Here is a 17,974-nt window from a genome sequence, read left to right as displayed (position 1 = left end):
GAGGTATTTGATGGAAAAGAAAATTAATGTGGGCATCATCGGTTACGGAACCGTGGGCAAAGGCACTCTGGAAACTTTAAAGCATAATGTTAAAAGCACAGCCGTTAAAACGGGGCTGGACATTAACGTTAGGGCTGTTGCCGATCTCCGCATTAACGATTACACGAACGATACGCTTCTTCAGACTGTTCCGGTACGAACGACGGACGCAATGGAAATTATCAATGACCCTGAGATAGATATAGTTGTCGAGCTCATCGGCGGTTATGAAACGGCAAAACGCTTCATTCTCGCTGCTGTGGCAAACGGCAAGCATGTTGTCACTGCTAATAAGGCTCTTCTTGCTGTTTACGGGGCTGAGATCTTCAAGGCGGCAGAGGCCAAAGGTGTTACCATCGGCTTCGAGGCCAGCGTGGGCGGCGGTATCCCCATAGTGAATGTGCTTAAGGAAGACCTTGCCGCAAACCGCATACTTGAGATAACAGCGATCATAAACGGCACTGCGAACTACATTCTCTCCAAAATGGAAGAGGAGGGCAAAGAGTTCGGCGATGTTCTGAAAGAGGCTCAGGCTCTCGGTTATGCTGAGGCAGACCCCACATTTGATGTGGAAGGGCACGACAGCGCGCATAAAATTGCGATTCTTGCCTCAATAGGCTTTGCCACGCTTGTTCCTTTTGAAAAGGTTTTTGTGGAAGGCATAACAAGCATTAAGCAGGTGGATATAGATTTCGCCAAAAAACTCGGATGCCGCATAAAGCTCCTTGCCATAGCGAAAAGACATGACGATGATATAGAAGTAAGGGTTCATCCCACAATGATCCCCGTGACCGACCTTATGGCGCAGGTTAACGGAGTTTTTAACGCAATCAGCGTTAAAGGGAATAAAGTGGGCGATACCTTCCACTACGGCAGAGGCGCAGGCGGTGAGGCCACCTCAAGTGCAGTTGCGGGGGACATAATCGGCATAGCGCGCGACATTATGTCCGGTGCGGAGCGCAGGGTTCCTGTTCTGGGGTTCACCAAAGAGCTCACTTACTACTATCCTGTAAGGGATATTAAAGAAATACAGTCCAGCTTTTATCTCCGTTTCCTTGCGGTGGATGAGCCCGGTTCACTGAGCAGAATAGCCAGTGTGCTCGCAAAATACGGCATAAGCATCTATCAGGCTATCCAGAGCAGTAAACAGAGCAGCGGTGAAACTGTTCCGCTTGTGTTCATGACTCATCTGACGGAAGGAAGCAAGGTTATGCACGCGGTCAATGAGATCAACAACCTCAGCGTTGTGCGTGACAAAACCGTGGTCATCAGGGTTGAAGGTCTGGAAGACTGACATATTCGCCAGCCTGAACCCGGTGAAGGAGCTTGAAGGAGGCTGCTTCGCTGTTTGCAGACCAAATGAATGTTTTATAAGGCAGGTTTTAAATGAAATATCTTGTTCTGTTATGCGACGGAATGAGCGACCATAAAATCGCAGAACTCGGTGATAAAACCGTGATGCAGTACGCCGATACATCGAACTTTGACCTTATGGCAAAGGGCGGTGCATGCGGCTTCATACGCACTGCACACGGCGGGCTTTACCCCGGCAGCGATATATGCAACCTCTCCGTTATGGGGTATGACCCCTTTAAATATTACACAGGCAGAAGCCCCCTTGAGGCCGGAGCAATGGGAATCACCCTCGGTGAGAAGGATATGGCTTTCCGCTGCAACCTTGTCACCCTCACGCCCGATCACCTTGTTATGGATGATTTCAGCGCACACCATATTCCGGGCGATACCGCAAAGTCAGCCGTTGCCGCTCTTAATGAACTATTTAAGGATGACGGTGCGGAGTTTTACCCCGGTGTGGGCTACCGCAACATTATGGTTATCCGTGATGCGGACTTTGAACTCAAAACAACCCCTCCCCATGATATTATGGGGCAGGAAATAAAAAAATATCTTCCCGCAGGCAAAGGTTCTGATAAAATCAATGCTATACTCACTAAGGCATCGGAAGTATTTGAAAAGAATACATACGGCCGCGCCAACGCCATCTGGCTCTGGGGTGAGGGCGGCAGACCGATGCTTCCGCTGTTTAAGGATATGTACGGGCTGAAAGGCTCCGTTATAGCCGCTGTTGACCTTATCAAGGGCATAGGTACATTTGCGGGCATGAACATAATCAACGTTCCCGGCGCAACAGGGTTCATCGACACCAATTTTGAAGGCAAGGCGGAATACGCCGTTAAAGCCTTTAACGAGTGCGACTATGTTTTTCTCCATGTTGAAGCCCCTGATGAGGCGGGACACATGGGCAGCATAGAGGAAAAAGTGCGCGCAGTGGAGAATATAAACGGCAGAATGCTTCCCATCCTGCTGGACGGACTTCGTTCCTTCGGCGACTACCGGATTCTGGTTACGCCCGATCATCCGACGCCCGTTAAAATCCGTACCCACGTCAATGAGCCCGTTCCGGCGATTATATACGGCTCCGGCGTGGAAGCCGACTCTAATATTGAGTATAATGAGTTTGTCAAGCCCGCTTTCTTCATGGAAGAAGGTTACAAAATAGCGCAGTATTTTCTGAAATCTGCCGTTATAAAGGGTTAAAGGAGGGTAAAGTGAGCCTTGTAGTGATGAAATTCGGCGGAACGAGTGTGGGTTCCATCGAACGGATTAAGAATGTTGCCAAAATTATCGCAAAGAAAAAGGATCAGGGGCATGATGTCGTAGTTACATCCTCCGCCATGTCCGGCGAAACGGACAGACTGATCGGTCTTCTCAAGGAAATCGATAAGGACTATGATCTGAGGGAATATGACGCACTTGTTTCCACGGGTGAATCCGCAAGCTGCCCCCTTGTTGCTCAGGCTCTTATCTCAATGGGTTACAAGGCCGTTTCTCTCTCCGGAATTCAGATAGGCCTGGAGACGGATCACGCTCACTCCAAAGCCCGCATAATGAAGATTGACGGCTCAAGAATCAAAAAAGAGCTTGCCGAAGGCAAGATCTGCATCGTGGCCGGATTTCAGGGCTACAACCCTGTTACCAATGACATAGCAACCCTCGGCAGGGGCGGTTCAGACACCTCCGCCGTTGCGATCGCAGCAGCTATTAAGGCTGATGTATGCGAAATATATACGGATGTTGACGGCATATACACCGGCGACCCCAGAATAGTAAGAAAAGCCAAAAAACTTGACAAAATCAGCTATGACGAAATGCTGGAACTTGCCTCCCTCGGCGCAAAAGTGCTTCAGTCAAGAAGCGTTGAGTTCGGCATGAACTATAATGTTGACATAATGGTGCTTTCATCCCTTGAAGACAAACCCGGAACTTTGGTTACTAAGGAGGACGACGAAATGGAGCAGGTAGTAGTTAGAGGCGTAGCAAGCGATAAAAATCAGGCGAAAATTACAATAAAAAGCGTACCCGACAGACCCGGCATTGCTGCCACAATTTTCAGCAGGCTGGCAAAAGAGGCTATCAATGTTGACGTTATAATCCAGAACGTCAGCACGGAAGGAAACACTGATCTTTCCTTCACCGTATCAAAAACCGACCTTAGCCGTTCGCTCACGGTTTGCAAAGAAACTGCAAAAGAGATAGGAGCGAAGGAGGTTCTGGCGGACGAAGACATCGCAAAAGTTTCAATAGTGGGCGTAGGCATGAGAAGCCACGCCGGTGTTGCCGCGAAGATGTTTGAAGTCCTTGCCGCAAACAGCATTAACATTCAGATGATAACCACAAGCGAAATCAAGGTATCATGTGTTGTTGATGAAAAATTTGCGGAACTCGCGGTTAGAGTTCTCCACGAGGCTTTTGTAGAGGATTAGAATGACTAAAGTCGATATATATGACACCCTCCTGAGGGACGGAACTCAGGCTGAGGATGTCAATTTCACGGTAAAGGATAAGGTAAGGCTCGCAGAGACTTTCTGCGATTTCGGAATACGTTTCATAGAAGGGGGCTGGCCCGGTTCCAACCCCAGAGATATTGAGTTTTTTAAGGCTATCAAAAGCTCTTCCGCGCCCATTGACAATATTGCCGCATTCGGCAGCACCAGAAGGGCGAAGAGAAGCTGCGAGACCGATGAAAACCTTCAGGCTCTCCTTGAAGCGGAGGTTCCGAACCTCACTATTTTCGGCAAAACATGGGATCTCCATGTAAGGGAAGCCCTTAAGCTCTCCCTTGAGGAAAACCTTGACCTTATCCACAGCTCCGTGAGCTATCTCAAGAGCAAGGTGGACAGGGTTTTTTATGATGCTGAGCATTTCTTTGACGGCTACAAGGCCAACAGTGAATACGCCATTAAAACCCTTCTCGCCGCGAAAGATGCGGGCGCTGACTGCCTTGTTCTCTGTGATACCAACGGCGGTACACTGCCGGACAGTCTGGTTGAGATAATCGAGGACGTGAAAAAACACGTAGGCGCTTATCCGCTGGGAATACACTGCCATAATGACAGTGACTGCGCAGTTGCCAACTCCACACTTGCGGTGAAGCACGGCATTACGCAGGTTCAGGGAACAATGAACGGTTACGGAGAGAGATGCGGAAACGCCAACCTCGCATCCGTGATCCCCAACTTACAGCTTAAATACGGTTTTGAGTGCGTTCCGGCGGCAAACCTGAAAAAACTCAGGGTGCTTTCCCGTCTGGTAAACGAACTCGGCAACCTTAAGCACAACATCCATCAGCCTTATGTAGGGCGCTCAGCTTTCGCTCACAAGGGCGGAGTGCATGTAAGCGCTATTATGAAAAACTCACGCACTTATGAGCACATAGAACCGGAACTCGTGGGCAACACCCAGCGTGTTCTGGTTTCCGACCTTTCGGGCAAGAGCAACCTTATCTACAAGGCAAAGGATTTCGGTCTGGATATTGACAGCAATGATCCGGCCATAACCGAAGTGGTGGAGAAACTGAAAGAGCTTGAGAACAAAGGCTTCCAGTACGAAGGGGCAGAAGCCTCCTTTGAACTGCTTATGCGCAAGGCTATGGGCAGGTTTGAGCCCTTCTTCGATTCAATGAGCTTCAGGGTTATTGATGAAATGAAGGACAATGATGACAGCTCAGCGGCGGAAGCAACTGTTATGATCGAGGTTCAGGGCGAAACGGAACACACCGCGGCATCAGGCAACGGCCCCGTGAACGCGCTGGACAACGCCATAAGAAAGGCTCTCTCCAGATTTTATCCTAACTTAAACAGCATGACTCTGGTGGATTACAAAGTGCGCATCCTCACAGCTGGAACAGGCACTCAGGCGCTGACAAGGGTTCTTATCGAATCCAAGGACGAGCGTGACACATGGGGTACAGTCGGCGTGGCTCACAACATTATTGAGGCGAGCTATCAGGCGCTGATCGACTCCATTGAGTATAAACTCCTGAAAGACAGAGAGAATGTGTAAAACACTTGAAACTTGAATTTTTTGCTGTATAATAGGGTTGTTAAGTTAGTAACAAGTAAAAGTTAAATAGAATCTTGCCCGGCTATCTCTATGCTTTATCCCTCCTCCCCCCTTAAAGCATATAGCCGGGATTTTTTTTATCCTTTATCAATCAATCCGTGGCAATTTACTCTCTCAGGGTGTATTTTGTTATCATATGACAATTCAGTGTGCTTTAACTTAAGGAGGCTTTCCATGGACGAAATCAAAGACTTTTTTTACGCAGGTCTGGGGGCTGCACTCACCGCCAAGGAAAAGATGGAAAAGGAACTTGAGGAACTGAAAGAGAAAGGCAAGGGCGGAAAGGAAGAATTTAAGCAGAAATATGAAGAGGCGAAGGCAAAAGCCAAGTCTTTTGAAGATGAGTTTGATAAAAAGCTGAAAGAAAAGATAAAAAAAATACTTTCCGAACTTGGCGTAGCCACAAAAGAGGATCTGGAAGAGCTGAAAAAGCTTATTGAAGAGAAAAAATAAGTGAGATCATCTTTTTTCAGCCTGTACTCCCCGGTGAGAATTTACCGTGTTTTCATGGTGCTTCTCACCGTTTTTCTGATCATTAAGGACAGAAAAAGCTTTCTGCTGATGAAACCTCTTAACCCTGTGAGGCTTAAGCAGTATATCTATGCCCTCGGAGCCAGTTTCATCAAGCTGGCTCAGGTTCTGGCCACCAGAGCGGATTTCTTCACGGAGGACTACCTAGAAGAGCTTAAGGATCTGCATGACGACATTCCGAAAATGAGCAAGAGCGATTTTGACGCTGTTTACAGGCGCGCTTTCGGTGATAATAAGCACTTTGTCACCTTTCTGGAAACCCCGATCGCCAGCGCCTCCATAGGGCAGGTGCACCACGCTGTGCTTATGGACGGAACGGAAGTGGCCGTTAAGCTGAGAAGGCTGAATATTGAGAAGGTAGTTAATGCGGACATACGAATACTGAGTTTCTTCAACGGACTTTTCAAGCCGCTGTTCTCTGAATACACAAAAAACTCTGTGGAAGCGGTGATAGCTGAATTTACAGACATGATCCGCAAAGAGGTGGATCTCTATACTGAGCTTCTCAACCTCAAGAAATTCATAGCCATTTATCCGGACAGCGGCATAAGGTTTCCGACCCCATATGAAAAATACTGCTCATCCGATGCCCTTGTCATGAGCTTTGAGCACGGCTACAGGTTTGATGACAGAAAGGTTCTCACCCGTCTGAATATCAGCATAAAGGATATTATGGGCAAGCTGATATATTTCTATACCCAGCAGATGCTTGTGAAGGGCTTTTTCCATGCTGATCCGCACCCCGGCAACCTGCTTGTTACCGCGGAAGGGGAGCTTATTCTCCTTGATTTCGGCATGGTGAAAAGGATCAGCGAATACACTAGACGCTCAATAATAGAGCTTATCAAATCAGCCAACGAGAGAGACTTTGAGACATATGTCCGTGCCTGTAAGAAACTGGGCATAGTTGCAGCGGATGCCCCTGATGCCCTGCTTCAGGAAGCCGCGGAGAGGATGTTTGATATTTTCTCTGACGAAACTCTCGATGCCAAAAGCATGCAGGTTCTGGCTTTTGAGGTGCTTAACACAGTGAAGACAATGCCCTTTAAGCTTCCGCAGGAGGCAATATATATTATGCGGGTAAGCTCCATAATAGAGGGGCTCGGAACCACGTATATAAGCAATTTCAACGGGATAAAGGATATTCTCCCCATTCTTAAAGAGAACCTTCCGCGGGCGTTGGGGCTTGATGGAAGGATGTTTGATCAGATCAAGGGCGAGGTTATGGAAATCCCCATGACCTACAGGAAGATCAGGAAAATCATCAACAGCATGAGCGATGATTCTCTGGAAATAAAGCTTTCGCGTGAGAGCATAGACTACATAAGGGAACGCTCACGGATATATTACCGTCCCCTCGCATACGGCATTCTCACAATGATAACGGGATTTTTTATAGTATTCCTCGGCTTTGAGCACAGCCCGTTCATAGGCAGTATAGTCTTCGGAGCGGGTTTGATTAAGGTTATTTTTACAATCTAGACTCCCTTTGCCTTTCTTTACAACAGCCTTCTTGCAATAAGAGAACACTGTGCTATAATGTGAGCTATAAGCGCCTTTCTGATGCGTTAGTTTTGTGCGGGGTTTTTATGCAGTGCTGCGGTGAGAGTATGGAACAGAACGATGTTTTTGAGAGATTGAAATCAGCCGTTATAAAAGCTCAGAACGAGCTTGACCTGCCGGATCACATTGCGGATTCTGTTATGGAGATAGCCTCCAGACCTACTTTTTTCGCCTCAAAAGCAAAAATAGTGGGCGACCTTGCTGAGATGGTGCTGGATTATCACACCTATGCGGAAGCTTGCTGTGAGAGGCTGGGTGCATCTGCCAGCGATATTCAGTACGTTGTCGGCTACATCAAATCAAGCGTGAAGGGGAGCTAAACAAGGCGTTTCAGACCTGCCTTGGTCATATTCACACTGCTTCCCAGCGTGTTTTTAATTGTCATGAATGCGTCAATCCCGGTGCAGTGCCCTGTCAGCAGGTTGGATATGTTTTTCCGCTGAAGATAATCCGCCACCTGCGATGTCTGTGATTCATCAGCCCTGAAAAGGTGAAATCCGCCTATAAGAGAGCGTATTTTATAGTCAGGGAACAGCTTTTCCGTATGTTCGATTATATTCATTATTCCGCAGTGGGAGCAGCCTGTGACCACAACAAGGCTTTCATCATCTATTATTACAAGGAAAATCTCATCATCAAAAGGATCTTTCACACAGCCAGCGGGAGTCTGGATATACAGGTTCTCATCGGCTGAAAAATCGGTGTACCGGGGAATTTCGCCGCAAAGGAATATGTTTTCGGCTATCTCCGTTTTACCCTTAACTTTTGTAAGGGAGTAGAGGTTTCCGAGGTTATTTTCGTCCGCATCCACACCTATGAAGCTGAACGTGCCGTCGGGATTTTTCTTCATATGCCCGGCAAATATGTTTTCATGGACATAGAGCCTGTCTGCAAGGGCAACACCGTTTTTAAGGGCTTCGGTGAGGCCTCCTGTGTGATCATAATGCCCGTGGGTTATGACGGCTATGTCAAACCTGTTATTGAAGCCCAGAGCTGACAGATTGTTTTTAAGTGCCATTCCCTGACCTGTGTCCAGCAGAATGCTGAGCTTCTCTGTTTCCAGCACGCAGGAAAATCCGTGTTCGGCGCACAGGCTGAGCGAATCTGTATAGTTGTCGGCAACCACTGTAAGTTTTATCATATTTTACTATAGCTGATTTTTGAAGAAGATAGAAGAGAAAGGGATTCTTCGGCTAAAGCCTCAGAATGACGCATTGCTATGTCACTGCAACGAAGCAGTCCCTGGATATACTGAGAGATTGCTTCACTCCTGCGGAGTTCGCAATGACGCAAACAGTTCCAAGGACGGAACTGCGCCGTGCGAAGCGGAGCCTATAAAGCAGAAACTACAGGAGGTATGTTTCTGCGAACTATTGTAAGAAGGATGTGCCCGTGGAGCGCGTACCGCAGCGAATGCGAGGAGCGCAAGCGTAACCAGAGCAGCAAGCGGTTTCACCGCACAGGCTGCGAGTGAAGAAAAACTGCATGGATGCAGGTTTTTCTGAACTATTATAAAAAAAGAGCGCCCCGAAAACAGGGCGCCCCGTGAAAAGTCTTGCGGAAGTTGACTTTTTACGCGTCGTAGTACAGGAAGAATTCGTGGGGGTGGGGTCTGCTGTTAACAGCAGTGATTTCTTCCCTTTTCCATTCGATCCATGAGGAGATAACGTCTTCAGTGAAAACATCTCCTTTAAGAAGGAATTCGTGATCTTTTTCAAGTGCGTCAAGCGCTTCGCCGAGAGATGCGGGCATCTGGGGAATAGCTGAAAGCTCGATAGGATCAAGATCATAAAGGTTTTTATCCATGGGCTCGCCCGGATCAATTTTGTTCTGTATGCCGTCCAGACCTGCAAGAAGCATTACTGTGAATGCGAGGTAGGGGTTGCATGTGGGGTCGGGGAAGCGTACTTCGATCCTTTTTGCTTTGGGAGAAGCGGAGTACATGGGTATTCTTATGGAAGCTGATCTGTTTCTTGAAGAGTAAGCAAGGCTTACAGGAGCTTCAAATCCGGGAACAAGACGTTTGTAGGAGTTTGTTCCGGGGTTGGTGAAAGCAGCTATAGCTTTGGCGTGTTTAATGATACCGCCTATGTAGTACAGACCCATTTCGCTGAGGCCTGCGTAAGAATCGCCGGCGAAGAGGGGTTTACCGTCTTTCCAGAGAGACTGGTGGCAGTGCATGCCTGAACCGTTGTCTCCGAAGAGGGGTTTGGGCATGAATGTAGCTGTTTTGCCGTACTGACGGGCAACGTTTTTAACTACATATTTGTATTTCATGAGCATGTCAGCCATTTCAACCATGGGAGAGAACTTCATATCGATTTCACACTGGCCGCCTGTTGCAACTTCGTGGTGGCTGTTTTCGATAGTGAGGCCGAGTTCTTCCATTTTCAGAACCATTTCGGCTCTGAGGTTTGCAAGGGTGTCAGTGGGCTGGCAGGGGAAGTAGCCTTCTTTCGGTCTAACTTTGTAGCCAAGGTTATTGCCTTCGTCTCTTCCTGAGTTCCAGTCGCCTTCATCAGAGTCGATGAAGTAGAAGCCTTCATTTTTGCCGGAAGAATACTGAATGTTGTCGAATACGAAAAATTCAGCTTCGGGTCCGAAGTATGAAGTGTCGGCTATGCCTGTGCCTTTAAGGTAGTTTATTGCCTTAATGGCGATGTTTCTGGGGTCTCTGGTGTAACGTTCTTTGCTGATGGGATCGAAAACGTTGCATGTTACAACCATAGTGGGAATATCCATAAACGGATCTATGAAAGCGGTTGAGGCATCAGGAAGCAGAATCATATCACTGTTGTTGATGGCCTGCCATCCTCTGATACTTGAACCGTCAAATCCGAGACCTTCTTCGAAGAAGTCTTCTGTGAACTGGTGGCTGGGGATGGTAGTGTGCTGCCACGTTCCGAGGAAATCGCAGAATCTGATGTCGATCAGTCTGATCTCCTGCTCTTTAATTACTTTAAGCAATTCCTTAGCTGTCATGTTGCCTCCTAAATTCTATGGAAGAGAATCCCTTGGTTAAAGGGCTTCCTCTCCTGTTTCTCCGGTTCTTATTCTTACGATCTGATCAATTGTGGTGACAAAAATTTTACCATCACCGATGCGTCCTGTTTTGGCGGATTCCATAATGATATTAACCGCGTCGTCCACCATTTCATCAGGGAGCACAACTTCAATTTTGATTTTAGGGATAAAATCAATTACGTACTCTGCACCTCTGTACAGTTCAGTGTGGCCTTTCTGCCTGCCGAATCCTTTTACTTCGGAGATAGTGATGCCTCTGATTCCTACTTCAGTGAGCTTTTCTTTTACATCGTCAAGTTTGAATGGTTTGATGATTGCTTCAATCTTTTTCAAGTTCAACCTCCGCGCATTTAATTAAAGCAATTGCAGTGCCAAAAGGTGCAGAGCGCCTGCATTTATTTCTTTTTGTAAGGTTTCAGACAAAATGAGCCTTGCTGGTCTCGGTTTGCGAGGGAAGAGTGTTTTTGAAAATCTCCCTCAATCACTCATAAAAAAGCACTTTTAAGCTGCTGAACAGGTTAGAAGCGGTTAAAAACTGACCAAGAAGTGATTAATTGTTAGTCAGTTTTGCGTCTATGAGCCTTTTTCTCTCAATGAGAGCGGAAGTGTCCCTGCCAAGTTTTCCGTAAGCTTTAATCATTATGTCAAGGTCTCTGGAGAGCCCCAGTGTCCATCCGTATGTACTGTCAATGACCCTTGCTTTTTCCGCAAGTTCATAGGCTTTTTCCGGTTCGGTATCGGTTATCGCAGCGGCCACCAGTCTGTAAAGTCTGACCGTTGAGTCGCTCATGGTGTCCCCGTCCTCTGCGTATGAGATAAGGGCTGAATATTTGCCTGTCCTTTTAAACTCTGCGATCAGGGAAAACGGCTTTTCCAGACTGCCCGTGTCGGTCAGGTTATCCCCGGAGAGAAAGGCTGTGATGAGCTTTTCATCAGGGCAGTCACCCAGTTCGGCATAAGCCGATGCCTTGGCGAGGTCAGCAGGCAGGGCATCCTGTTCCGCCAGCGCATATCTGGTTATATAAAGGCGTGATACGTTGCACACGGAATCCATGCGCTGAAAAGCATCCTGAGCTTTATAAAAGGTGATGTCAGCCATTTTCTGCTGCCCCTTGTAGTAATATGACGAGTAATTTTTATGCAGCGAGGCCGCATATATGTATTCGGAGGAGCTTTTCTGTTTTTGCCCGCATGCTGTCACTGCTATGAAAAGGGCTGTTAAGATTACAAGCTTTCTCATGGCAGTTTCACCTTTTCCCCGGTAATCACTGAACCGTCATTAAAAGGCCACCTCTGCTCAAGGTTGTAGAGGATTCTGTCTGAGGTTTTGAGTATGGAATCCGCCTGATTTTTAATCTCGGTTATGTTGTCTGTCGCCTCCGCAACATCGCCCGATATTTTATTGGCATTGTCTATGGTTGGCTGAGCGCTTTCCACAGCTTTCTCAATCGACTGCACCCCTTCCTTAAAGGCTTGGAGGGCGCTGTTGAGCTTGTCTATGGATTCATCCGTGCGTTCAACTTTTAGATTCACATTGTCCGCTATTTCGTTCAGCTGCATCTGGAGAACTTCTATGCGCCCGACAATATTTTTAACCTCATCCTTTATATAGTCGCTGCGGACGAGGTAGCCTACAGAGCCCGTTTTATTATGCAGATCGTCCCCGACATCACCCAGACCGCCGAAAAATCTGTTTATATTTTCGCTTTGATCCTCAATTGTCTGCGTAATGTTCGCAACATTGTTCACGATCTCTTTAATATCCTCAATAACAGGCTGAGCCTGTTCCATCAGTGCGGCCAGCCCGCCTTCACGGGTGAGGTTGAAGGATGTTCCGTCGGTTATTTCCAGTGAGTTCGCGGAACCGCCGCTGAAAACTATGAAGCTGGAACCGATGATGTTCTGGGATGTAAGCTTGGCAACGGAGTCCTGCCTGATCCATTTGGTGTACTGCTTGGGGATTCTGGTGTGGAGCACAACGTTGCCGTCATCCATAAGCTCCACCTCGTATACCCTTGAAATAGTGAACCCGGCGTATTTAACAGGCATGCTTTTGGTTATTCCGTCACCCGAATCCGTAAGGATGGAGACATTTATCTTTGGCATGAACAGTTTTTTCTTTATGGCAAAGGTTAAAATTATCGCTGCCATAAGGGCGATTGATATAATAACAAAAAGCCCTACTTTGAGTTCGAGGTTCGCAAATTTATTTCCAGCCATAATTCAAAATCCAGCTCCGTGTAGTTTTCGAGATCCTGAAACAGATATCTGTGGTTTATATGATCGATAATAACCGAATTATCCCTTGTTTCACAACGCAAAAAATCTTTGAACTTCTCTTCGTATTCTGCGGCGTACATTCTTCTAGGGCTGACTATGATTATCCACTTAGGCTGCAGGTATGTAACTTGCAGATATTTTACCAGAAGCCTTTCATAATCAGTGAGAAAGTCAGGCCTTGTGTCTATCACATGGGAAATGCCCAGACGCTTGAGGTCGTTTTCGATCATCTTTCTGCCTTCCCTGAGGCTGAGGTTGAAGTGGTAGCTGGCAGGAAGCATGATGTTTTCGAAAACGGAAAGGTTTCCTATTACGGGGAGCCTGCCTGTGACTATGCCTATCCGTTCGTGTTCGGTGAACTCAAGGATTTTCGCCAGCCATTGTTCCTTCTGCTGTTCGCTGGTGTAATATATAAATGTGCTTGTCATATGTACATCCCCAGCATAACGGTGAATATCTGTATGATTATGAAGGCGTAAAACAGCCTCATCATTCCTCTGAGGAGGGCGATGGGTATTTCCGTGACGGCCTCTTTGGTTTCAAGTGCGGTGTATATAGGTATACTCATCAGGGCGAAGCCGAGGAAGAATACCTTTATAAGAAAGGCGATAATATCAAAAAGTTCCAGATTATCAAATATAGTGGTAAGCATGTAGTCCAGCGACATGTCCTGGAGGAAGCTGAGAATGAAGTAACCGCCGAGCAGAGACACACATACAAATATAGTGGAGAGCGCCATCATACATATAACTCCAGCGGCTATGCGGGGCAGGTAGAGATATTCAAAAGGATCTATCGAGAGCGACTTTAGGGTGTCTATCTCTCTGTTCATCTTCATTAATGATATTTCCGCAGTGACAGCAGTAGCCGACCTGAGGGCAAGTAGTATTGATGTAACAAGAGGGGCTATCTGATTGAAGGATATTACCACCATTATTCTTCCTAGTTGGTCTATACCGCCGACAAGATCCGCAGCCTGCATCAGCGAACCCACCATGGCAACGCCGATTATGAGCGATAATACAATATAAACAGGAAGGATTTGAACGCCCGTAAAATATATCTGCCTGACAAAGACCAAAGCTACAGCAGGATTAAATAACTTAAGCTTAAAAAAGGTTTTTATAACCTTGTTTGAGAAGATTGTGAAACCGTGAAAAAAAACGGCAAGATCAATAAAATTACGGCCTAATTTTCTTATAAAACTTTCCATACAAAATTATATAAAATCTGCTGCGAAAATCAACCAATATCATCAAAACGTTTTAATTCACCATTAATTTTTTTTATAAAAAACCAACTGGAAGCGTGATTATAAAACGGTTGACGCGTTTTTGAATTATTGTTATAAACTTTAGAAGATTTAAATCAGGTCTATTATTCAGGTTCTATATTCTGCAACCGTAAGGATCTTGTCTAATACTCAAAACCAAGGAGGAATAATGGCTACCAGAAGAAAAGTCAACATCGACGGTAATACCGCTGCCGCCCATGTTGCCCATGCAACCAATGAAGTCATAGCGATTTACCCCATAACTCCGTCTTCCGTAATGGGCGAAATTGCAGACGAGAAAAGCGCCGTAGGCGAAGTTAACATATGGGGCACTGTTCCCAGAGTTGTTGAGCTTCAATCCGAAGGCGGAGCCTCAGGCACTGTTCACGGAGCACTTTCGACCGGAGCACTCACTACAACCTTCACTGCTTCGCAGGGCCTTCTTCTTATGATTCCCAACATGCTGAAAATAGCCGGTGAGCTTACTCCCACTGTTTTCCATGTAAGCGCCAGAGCCATAGCTTCACACGCTCTTTCCATCTTCGGCGATCACTCTGACGTTATGAGCTGCCGCCAGACTGGCTGGGCAATGCTCTGTTCCAATAACCCTCAGGAGGTTATGGACTTCGCTCTCATATCTCAGGCTGCCACACTTGAGGGCAGAATTCCTGTTCTCCATTACTTCGACGGTTTCAGGACTTCACACGAAATCCGCACAACCGAAGAGCTTACTCTCGAAGATATGAGATCAATGATCAGTGATGAGCTTGTGCGCAACCACAGAGCCAGAGCTCTTACCCCTGACTGTCCCACTATTAAAGGCACTGCGCAGAACCCTGACGTATTCTTCCAGAGCCGCGAAACTGCAAACAGATTCTACACCGACTTCCCCGCCATTATGCAGAATCAGATGAACAAATTTGCCGACCTTACGGGCAGACAATATAAACTCATTGACTATTTCGGCGCTCCTGATGCTGAGAAAGTAATCATCATCATGGGTTCCGGTGCTGATGTCGCTGAGGAAACAGTTGAGTACATGACATCACTCGGCGAGAAAGTAGGTATAGTAAAAATCAGACTGTACAGGCCTTTCCCCCTTGCTGATTTCATCAGCTCACTTCCCAAAACAGTGAAAAAGATAGCAGTTCTTGACAGAACGAAGGAACCCGGTTCAATAGGCGAGCCTATGTACCTTGATGTCCGCACTGCTATCGGCGAAGCTATGCAGAAGAAAATGTTCAAGTTCGACGGCTACCCCGTGATAGTCGGCGGAAGATACGGCCTCGGTTCAAAAGAGTTTACGCCTTCCATGGTTAAAGCTGTTTTTGACAACCTCGATAAAGACGAGCCTATGAACGGCTTCTCCGTAGGTATAGAGGACGACCTCAACAAAACAAGCCTTGCTTACGATCCTAACTGGCTTACTCCCAGAGACGGCGTTTACAACGCTATGTTCTTCGGTCTCGGCTCAGACGGTACTGTGGGCGCTAACAAAAACTCAGCCAAAATCATCGGCGAATACACTGACAACAATGTTCAGGCGTATTTCGTTTATGACTCAAAGAAAGCAGGCTCAATGACCACATCACACCTGCGTTTCGGCAAAAAGGATATAAAAAGCTCATATCTTGTTCAGGAAGCTGATTTCGTGGCATGCCACAACTTCTCATTCCTCGATAAATATGAGATGCTTAAATACCTCAGACCCGGCGGAACATTCCTTCTCAACAGCCAGTTTGACAAGGACACTGTATGGAGCCATCTGCCTGAGGTAGTCAAAAAGCAGATAATCGCTAAAAAGGCTAAGTTCTTTGTAATCAACGCTGTTGATGCTGCTGAGAGAATAGGTCTGGGCTCAAGATACAATGTTATCCTCCAGACTGCATTCTTCAAGGAATCAGGCATTCTTCCCTTTGATAAGGCAGTGGAAGCGATCAGCGATGCAATTAAAAAATCATACGGCAGATACGGCGAGAAAGTCGTCAACATGAACCTTAAGTCTGTTGAAGCCGGTTCCACGGAGCTTTTCGAAGTTGATTACTCAAAAGAGGACAAACTCGGCGTTAAAGAAAACGAAGTTATCCCTTTCCCCATCGTCAACAACTGTGTGACAGATAAAGACGCGACTCCTTTTGTTAAAGAGGTTACAAGCGTGCTTGTCGCCAACAGAGGGGACGAGGTTCCTGTTTCCAAGCTTCCTATTGACGGAACTTTCCCCACAGGAACAGCTAAGTTTGAAAAACGCAACATCGCAATCAACGCTCCCGTGTGGGAAGAAGAGCTCTGCATCCAGTGTGCTATCTGCTCATTCGTATGCCCCCACGCTGCGATCAGGACAATGGTTTACGAGCCTGCCATACTTGACAAAGCTCCCAAAACTTTTAAATCCGGCGATGCAAGAGGAAAAGAGTTCGCAGGAATGAAGTTCACTGTACAGCTTGCTCCTGAGGACTGCACAGGCTGCGGCGCTTGCGTACACAACTGCCCTGCGAAAAGCAAAACCGATCCTTCAATAAAAGCTATCAACATGAAACCTCAGCACGAAATCAGAGAGCAGGAAGCGGAAAATTTCGCATTCTTCCTCACTATTCCTGAGCTTCCTGTTGATAAATATAACAAAAACTCACTCAAAGGCAGCCAGCTTTCTCCCCATATGTTTGAGTTCTCCGGCGCATGCGCAGGCTGCGGCGAAACTCCTTATGTAAAACTGCTTGCACAGCTTTTCGGTGACAGAGCTATCATAGCCAACGCCACAGGCTGCTCATCCATTTACGGAGGCAACCTGCCCACCACACCCTACACTGTCAGGTGCGACGGCAGAGGACCCGCATGGTCAAACTCCCTGTTCGAGGACAACGCTGAGTTCGGTTACGGCATGAGACTTACTGTTGATCAGTTTGAGCTTCAGGCGAAAGAGCTTATGGAAAAACTCAGCGGTAAGCTGGACAAGGCTCTTATTGCTGAAATCCTGAACGCAGAGCAGAAAGACCAGCTCCAGATCGAACAGCAGAGAGAAAGGGTTGCAAAACTTAAAGCTCAGGCTGAGAAGATTGGTACGGAAGAATCCAAAAACCTTATATCCCTTGCTGATTACCTCGTTAAGAAATCCGTATGGATTCTCGGCGGTGACGGATGGGCATATGACATAGGTTACGGCGGTCTTGACCATGTTCTTGCGGCAACAGAGAACATCAACGTTCTGGTTCTTGATACTGAGGTTTACTCAAACACAGGCGGTCAGGCTTCAAAATCAACGCCTATCGGCGCTGCCGCGAAGTTCGCCTTCTCCGGTAAAGTGCCTGAGAAAAAAGACCTCGGCATGATAGCCATGACATACGGCCACATATACGTAGCGAAAGTTTCTCTCGCTAACCCTGCACAGTGTATCAAAGCATTTGTTGAGGCCGAGCAGTATAACGGTCCCTCTATCATCATTGCTTACTCACACTGCATTGCGCACGGCATAGATATGACCAGCGGCGTTGACGCTCAGAAAAGGGCTGTAAACTCCGGCTACTGGCCTCTGTTCCGCTTCCACCCCGACAAGTTCGCGGCGGGAGAAAACCCCCTTACTTTCGACAGCAAAGATCCTTCAATGAGCCTGAAAGAATTCATGGCTACAGAGAACAGGTTCAAAGTTGTTCAGAAAATGTTCCCCGAAAAAGCGAAAGAACTCGCAGAAATCGCGGACGAGAAAGTAAAACGCAGATTCTCCATCTACAAACAGCTTGCTGATAAGATGGACTGCAGCAAATAATAACCGATTACAGAGCCCTCCGGAAACGGAGGGCTTTTTTTATCAGGGACAATAAAACTGAGACTGCCGCGTCGCTTTGC

General features: G+C 47.0%; 15 protein-coding genes. 8 read left to right on the top strand and 7 right to left on the bottom strand.

What is annotated here, in order from left to right:
- Positions 1 to 10: 10 nt before the first annotated feature.
- From OSQ85_RS09500 to OSQ85_RS09470, 7 genes are all read left to right on the top strand, one after another.
- Positions 11 to 1,333 (top strand): homoserine dehydrogenase, encoded by a 1,323-nt coding sequence (locus OSQ85_RS09500; protein WP_265822688.1) that lies wholly within the window; start codon positions 11 to 13, stop codon positions 1,331 to 1,333.
- A 92-nt stretch (positions 1,334 to 1,425) separates the two neighbouring features.
- Positions 1,426 to 2,598: a cofactor-independent phosphoglycerate mutase gene (locus OSQ85_RS09495; RefSeq protein ID WP_265822687.1), complete on the top strand. Its 1,173-nt coding sequence runs from the start codon at positions 1,426 to 1,428 to the stop codon at positions 2,596 to 2,598.
- A gap of 11 nt (positions 2,599 to 2,609) precedes the next feature.
- A complete protein-coding gene (locus OSQ85_RS09490; protein WP_265822685.1) occupies positions 2,610 to 3,824 on the top strand; it encodes an aspartate kinase in 1,215 nt (404 codons plus the stop codon).
- A gap of 1 nt (position 3,825) precedes the next feature.
- Positions 3,826 to 5,403 carry a citramalate synthase gene (gene cimA / locus OSQ85_RS09485; RefSeq protein WP_265822684.1) on the top strand — a complete coding sequence of 526 codons (1,578 nt, stop codon included), beginning with the start codon at positions 3,826 to 3,828 and terminating at the stop codon, positions 5,401 to 5,403.
- 234 nt (positions 5,404 to 5,637) lie between these two features.
- Complete coding sequence (locus OSQ85_RS09480) at positions 5,638 to 5,916, top strand: phasin family protein (protein ID WP_265822681.1); 279 nt, start codon at positions 5,638 to 5,640, stop codon at positions 5,914 to 5,916.
- Positions 5,917 to 7,476 (top strand): ABC1 kinase family protein, encoded by a 1,560-nt coding sequence (locus OSQ85_RS09475; protein ID WP_265822680.1) that lies wholly within the window; start codon positions 5,917 to 5,919, stop codon positions 7,474 to 7,476.
- Between the two features lie 128 nt (positions 7,477 to 7,604).
- Complete coding sequence (locus OSQ85_RS09470; RefSeq protein ID WP_265822678.1) at positions 7,605 to 7,877, top strand: GSU3529 family protein; 273 nt, start codon at positions 7,605 to 7,607, stop codon at positions 7,875 to 7,877.
- On the opposite strand, the gene OSQ85_RS09465 is transcribed toward OSQ85_RS09470, so the two are convergent.
- The 7 genes from OSQ85_RS09465 to OSQ85_RS09435 all read right to left on the bottom strand — a co-directional run bounded on the left by OSQ85_RS09465 (position 7,874) and on the right by OSQ85_RS09435 (position 14,074).
- A complete protein-coding gene (locus OSQ85_RS09465; protein ID WP_265822677.1) occupies positions 7,874 to 8,698 on the bottom strand; it encodes an MBL fold metallo-hydrolase in 825 nt (274 codons plus the stop codon). The two genes, OSQ85_RS09470 and OSQ85_RS09465, sit on opposite strands and share 4 nt — an antisense overlap.
- Positions 8,699 to 9,129: 431 nt before the next feature.
- On the bottom strand, positions 9,130 to 10,539 hold the full coding sequence (gene glnA / locus OSQ85_RS09460) for a type I glutamate--ammonia ligase (RefSeq protein ID WP_265822675.1): 1,410 nt from the start codon (positions 10,537 to 10,539) through the stop codon (positions 9,130 to 9,132).
- Positions 10,540 to 10,575: 36 nt separating this feature from the next.
- Positions 10,576 to 10,914, bottom strand: coding sequence for a P-II family nitrogen regulator (locus OSQ85_RS09455; RefSeq protein ID WP_265822673.1), 339 nt, complete (start codon positions 10,912 to 10,914; stop codon positions 10,576 to 10,578).
- Positions 10,915 to 11,131: 217 nt separating this feature from the next.
- Positions 11,132 to 11,821: a hypothetical protein gene (locus OSQ85_RS09450; RefSeq protein WP_265822672.1), complete on the bottom strand. Its 690-nt coding sequence runs from the start codon at positions 11,819 to 11,821 to the stop codon at positions 11,132 to 11,134.
- Positions 11,818 to 12,801 carry an MlaD family protein gene (locus OSQ85_RS09445; RefSeq protein ID WP_265822671.1) on the bottom strand — a complete coding sequence of 328 codons (984 nt, stop codon included), beginning with the start codon at positions 12,799 to 12,801 and terminating at the stop codon, positions 11,818 to 11,820. Before OSQ85_RS09445 ends, OSQ85_RS09450 begins: the two co-directional genes overlap by 4 nt.
- Positions 12,762 to 13,289: a P-loop NTPase family protein gene (locus tag OSQ85_RS09440; protein WP_265822669.1), complete on the bottom strand. Its 528-nt coding sequence runs from the start codon at positions 13,287 to 13,289 to the stop codon at positions 12,762 to 12,764. The genes OSQ85_RS09445 and OSQ85_RS09440 overlap by 40 nt, the downstream gene beginning before the upstream one ends.
- On the bottom strand, positions 13,286 to 14,074 hold the full coding sequence (locus OSQ85_RS09435; protein ID WP_265822668.1) for an MlaE family ABC transporter permease: 789 nt from the start codon (positions 14,072 to 14,074) through the stop codon (positions 13,286 to 13,288). The genes OSQ85_RS09440 and OSQ85_RS09435 overlap by 4 nt, the downstream gene beginning before the upstream one ends.
- Before the next feature lie 229 nt (positions 14,075 to 14,303).
- On the opposite strand from OSQ85_RS09435, the gene nifJ reads away from it, so the two are divergent.
- Positions 14,304 to 17,894: a pyruvate:ferredoxin (flavodoxin) oxidoreductase gene (nifJ, locus tag OSQ85_RS09430; RefSeq protein WP_265822667.1), complete on the top strand. Its 3,591-nt coding sequence runs from the start codon at positions 14,304 to 14,306 to the stop codon at positions 17,892 to 17,894.
- The last annotated feature ends 80 nt before the right edge of the window (positions 17,895 to 17,974 follow it).

Source organism: Geovibrio ferrireducens, assembly GCF_026226615.1.
Classification (GTDB): Bacteria; Chrysiogenota; Deferribacteres; order Deferribacterales; family Geovibrionaceae; genus Geovibrio; species Geovibrio ferrireducens.
This window is presented reverse-complemented; position numbering and strand designations above follow the sequence as displayed.

Excerpts from the sequence above, each read along its gene's own strand:
- OSQ85_RS09500 (WP_265822688.1), top strand. The coding sequence starts at position 11 with ATGGAAAAGAAAATTAATGTGGGCATCATCGGTTACGGAACCGTGGGC.
- OSQ85_RS09495 (WP_265822687.1), top strand. The coding sequence starts at position 1,426 with ATGAAATATCTTGTTCTGTTATGCGACGGAATGAGCGACCATAAAATC.
- cimA (WP_265822684.1), top strand. The coding sequence starts at position 3,826 with ATGACTAAAGTCGATATATATGACACCCTCCTGAGGGACGGAACTCAG.
- OSQ85_RS09480 (WP_265822681.1), top strand. The coding sequence starts at position 5,638 with ATGGACGAAATCAAAGACTTTTTTTACGCAGGTCTGGGGGCTGCACTC.
- OSQ85_RS09470 (WP_265822678.1), top strand. The coding sequence starts at position 7,605 with ATGGAACAGAACGATGTTTTTGAGAGATTGAAATCAGCCGTTATAAAA.
- OSQ85_RS09465 (WP_265822677.1), bottom strand. The coding sequence starts at position 8,698 with ATGATAAAACTTACAGTGGTTGCCGACAACTATACAGATTCGCTCAGC.
- glnA (WP_265822675.1), bottom strand. The coding sequence starts at position 10,539 with ATGACAGCTAAGGAATTGCTTAAAGTAATTAAAGAGCAGGAGATCAGA.
- OSQ85_RS09450 (WP_265822672.1), bottom strand. The coding sequence starts at position 11,821 with ATGAGAAAGCTTGTAATCTTAACAGCCCTTTTCATAGCAGTGACAGCA.
- OSQ85_RS09445 (WP_265822671.1), bottom strand. The coding sequence starts at position 12,801 with ATGGCTGGAAATAAATTTGCGAACCTCGAACTCAAAGTAGGGCTTTTT.
- OSQ85_RS09440 (WP_265822669.1), bottom strand. The coding sequence starts at position 13,289 with ATGACAAGCACATTTATATATTACACCAGCGAACAGCAGAAGGAACAA.
- OSQ85_RS09435 (WP_265822668.1), bottom strand. The coding sequence starts at position 14,074 with ATGGAAAGTTTTATAAGAAAATTAGGCCGTAATTTTATTGATCTTGCC.
- nifJ (WP_265822667.1), top strand. The coding sequence starts at position 14,304 with ATGGCTACCAGAAGAAAAGTCAACATCGACGGTAATACCGCTGCCGCC.